The 2,842-nt window shown below is 45.1% G+C and carries 3 protein-coding genes; all 3 read right to left on the bottom strand.

What is annotated here, in order from left to right:
• Positions 1-1,289 (bottom strand): DNA recombination protein RmuC (gene rmuC / locus VIM91_RS05915; protein WP_331863894.1); only part of this gene is annotated, 1,289 nt, incomplete at its 3' end.
• A gap of 29 nt (positions 1,290-1,318) precedes the next feature.
• Positions 1,319-2,326, bottom strand: a complete 1,008-nt coding sequence (locus tag VIM91_RS05910) for a cation diffusion facilitator family transporter (protein WP_331863893.1) — start codon at positions 2,324-2,326, stop codon at positions 1,319-1,321.
• A gap of 44 nt (positions 2,327-2,370) precedes the next feature.
• Positions 2,371-2,790 carry a CopD family protein gene (locus tag VIM91_RS05905; RefSeq protein ID WP_331863892.1) on the bottom strand — a complete coding sequence of 140 codons (420 nt, stop codon included), beginning with the start codon at positions 2,788-2,790 and terminating at the stop codon, positions 2,371-2,373.
• Positions 2,791-2,842: the final 52 nt, after the last annotated feature.

Genomic DNA, 2,842 nt, shown 5'->3' with positions numbered 1-2,842 from the left:
TTTCCGCGCCCAGAATAAAGTTGGCTAAAGGCTTTTTCGTAGCTGTCTTTGGCTTTATCCAATTGGTTGCCGACGCCTTGTAAACTGCCGATAAAGCTATTGAGTTTGTTATAAAACAGCTCCGCACGACGCGCTAACTCAGTGCTGTGTTTACTTTGTTCAGCAAAACGCCAGAGCTGACGTACAATTTGCACCGAACTTAATAAGGTTGAAGGCGTGGCGATTAACAAGTGTTGTTTCATGGCTTCATCTAACAAACGTTCGTCGGCTTTAATCGCTTCCATATAAGCCGATTCAATCGGCACAAACAAAATCACTACTTCGGGCGCCACCAGACCTGGTAGTTTGGCATATTCTTTATCCGACAACTCTTTCATGCGGTCACGCAACGCGCTTACGTGCTCTTTTAAGGCGGCTTGTTTTTCCTGCTCGTCTTCAGCGTTTACAAATCGGCTGTAAGCGGCCAAGGACGTTTTAGCGTCAATCACCAAATGTTTTTCGCCCGGTAAATACACCACCACATCTGGGCGTAAACGGCCTGATTCACCTTGAATACTGACTTCGCGCTGAAAGTCGCGCGGCGCGACCAGGCCTGCGGATTCTAATACACGCTCCAAAATCATCTCACCCCAATTGCCCTGCGCCTTTTTCTGGCCTTGCAACGCTTGGGTAAGTTGATGGGCTTGATCGGATAAATTTAGGTTCATCTTCTGCAAGTTTTGCAGTTCAAACTTCAGCGCCAAACGTTGTTCGCTTTCGTTTTTCTGAATTTGTTCTACTTGAGTTTTAAAGGCTTTCACATCGTGATGAAACGGCGTGAGCAATTGATTTAAACTTTGTTCGCTTTGCTCTTTAAAGCTACGATTTTTCTGCTCAAAAATCTCTTGCGCAAGCTGGCTAAACTCTTGTTTTAAACGCGCATGTTGCTCTTCAAACTGCTGCTGTTTTTCCGTCAACTGGGTTTGTAATTTGGCTTGAGAAACTTCAAGCTGAGTATTGGTTTGCTGGCTAGCATTCAAACGTTGCTCTAATTGGTCCGCACTTTGTTGCCAACGTTGTTGCTCGGCCTGAGCTAAAGCTAACTGGGTGGTTTGTTGGTTAAGGGTTTGATTTAATTCGGTTAACTGGGTTTCGTACTGCTGTGTTAACTCGGTCAAGTTTTGCTCTAACACTTTACGCTTCGCCACTTGTCGCCAGATCGACCAACTGGCCAAACCAACAAAACCGGTTAAACCGACACCTAAAGCCACCAGGCCTGGTGTCGCGTATTGCATCCAATCAAATTCCATAAACATCCTAGCGTTATATTGCGTTTGTATTAACTTGTGGGCTTGTCAGCACTCTGAGATGCGTCACTCAAACTGGGTGCGGGATGGATGGATTGTTCACCCGTCGCAATGCGTTCCCACTTCGCTTGCTGGGTAAACACCACATCCATCGCCACATATGGAAAGTGTTTACGAAAGCCTTGATACAAAGCTTCACGCACTTCGTCTTGGGCTTCAATGCTGTCTAATGGCGTATCGGCGCGCACCGTAAAATAAACGTGCACCAGCAAAAAACGTCCGGTCATCACCAAACGCAGGTGATAACCTTTATGCACGGCTGAACTCACTACCGAGTCAATCATTTCACGAATCTTGTCTTCAATATCCTCGCCTGGGTGTTTGCCGACAATCTCATTCCAAGCATCGCGGATAATGCTTAAAGGCACCACCAAAATTAAGCCTACTAAAACAATAACCATAATCGGATCAAAATACGGCACCCAGTGCGCATATCGTCCGTCTTGCATGAGATAAGCGGCGATAAACACCAATAACATGACGGCCGAAATATAGCCGTCCACCAACCAGTTTTTCGCATCCACCAAAGCCAACGGCGAATGTGCGCGTTCGCCCCAATGTTTAATCATACCCGCGCTAACAAAGCACCCCAGCGTCGCTAAAAACGCATAGAAAATCGCCATGTCTAAAATCACGGCTTTGCCACCGCCATACAAAGACGCAAAGGCATTAAACAACGCGATGGTTAACAGCGTGACAATCATCAAACCTTTCGCCATGTTGATCATGGGTTCGTACATCCAGTAACCAAACGGATATTCGTCGTTACTGGGTTTCATCACCAACTTCGACACACGCAAGGTCAGCAAGGCGATCAACAAATGGATAAAGGAATACAAACCATCCAACATGATGGCGTCGGAAAAACTGACGATCGCAAACCCGACCCCAATTACCACCATAAACACATTGCCCCAAACGGAAAAATCTAACGCGCGTTTTTCCAATTTAATCAAATGCGCTTGTTTTGACGCCGACATGCAGACTCCTGTAAGCCCAAGTTAAGGTTTAAAATTTAGTGCGTTTAAAAAGGTTTAACAACCACGAAAATAAGAATCGCTAAGGTAATGACCAACGGAATTTCATTCGCCCAACGATAATAAACACCCGAATGATTTAAGTGCCCGGCTTGCATTTCGATCACACGTTTACGTGCCCAAAAATGATACGCAATCAATAACGCGACCATTAATAATTTAGCGTGTAACCACCCACCACTGATGCCAAACCCAAACCACAAACCAAAGCCGGTAATTAAGGTCAGCACCATCATAATACTCATAAAATTCCATAACTTACGACCCATTATGGCTAAGCGTTCGACTTGTTGTCCGGCCTTCTTGCCTTCGACAAAATGCACAAAAATGCGTGGAAGATAAAAAATCCCCGCCATCCACGACATCATAAATAACAAGTGAAAAACCTTAACCCATAGATACATCATAAAACGACCTCAAATTGTGTTTTTTGCCTAAATACGTCCCAAAATCCGATCA

This window comes from Thiomicrospira sp. (assembly GCF_036568485.1).
Classification (GTDB): Bacteria; Pseudomonadota; Gammaproteobacteria; order Thiomicrospirales; family Thiomicrospiraceae; genus Thiomicrospira.
This window is presented reverse-complemented; position numbering and strand designations above follow the sequence as displayed.

Excerpts from the sequence above, each read along its gene's own strand:
- VIM91_RS05910 (WP_331863893.1), bottom strand. The coding sequence starts at position 2,326 with ATGTCGGCGTCAAAACAAGCGCATTTGATTAAATTGGAAAAACGCGCG.
- VIM91_RS05905 (WP_331863892.1), bottom strand. The coding sequence starts at position 2,790 with ATGATGTATCTATGGGTTAAGGTTTTTCACTTGTTATTTATGATGTCG.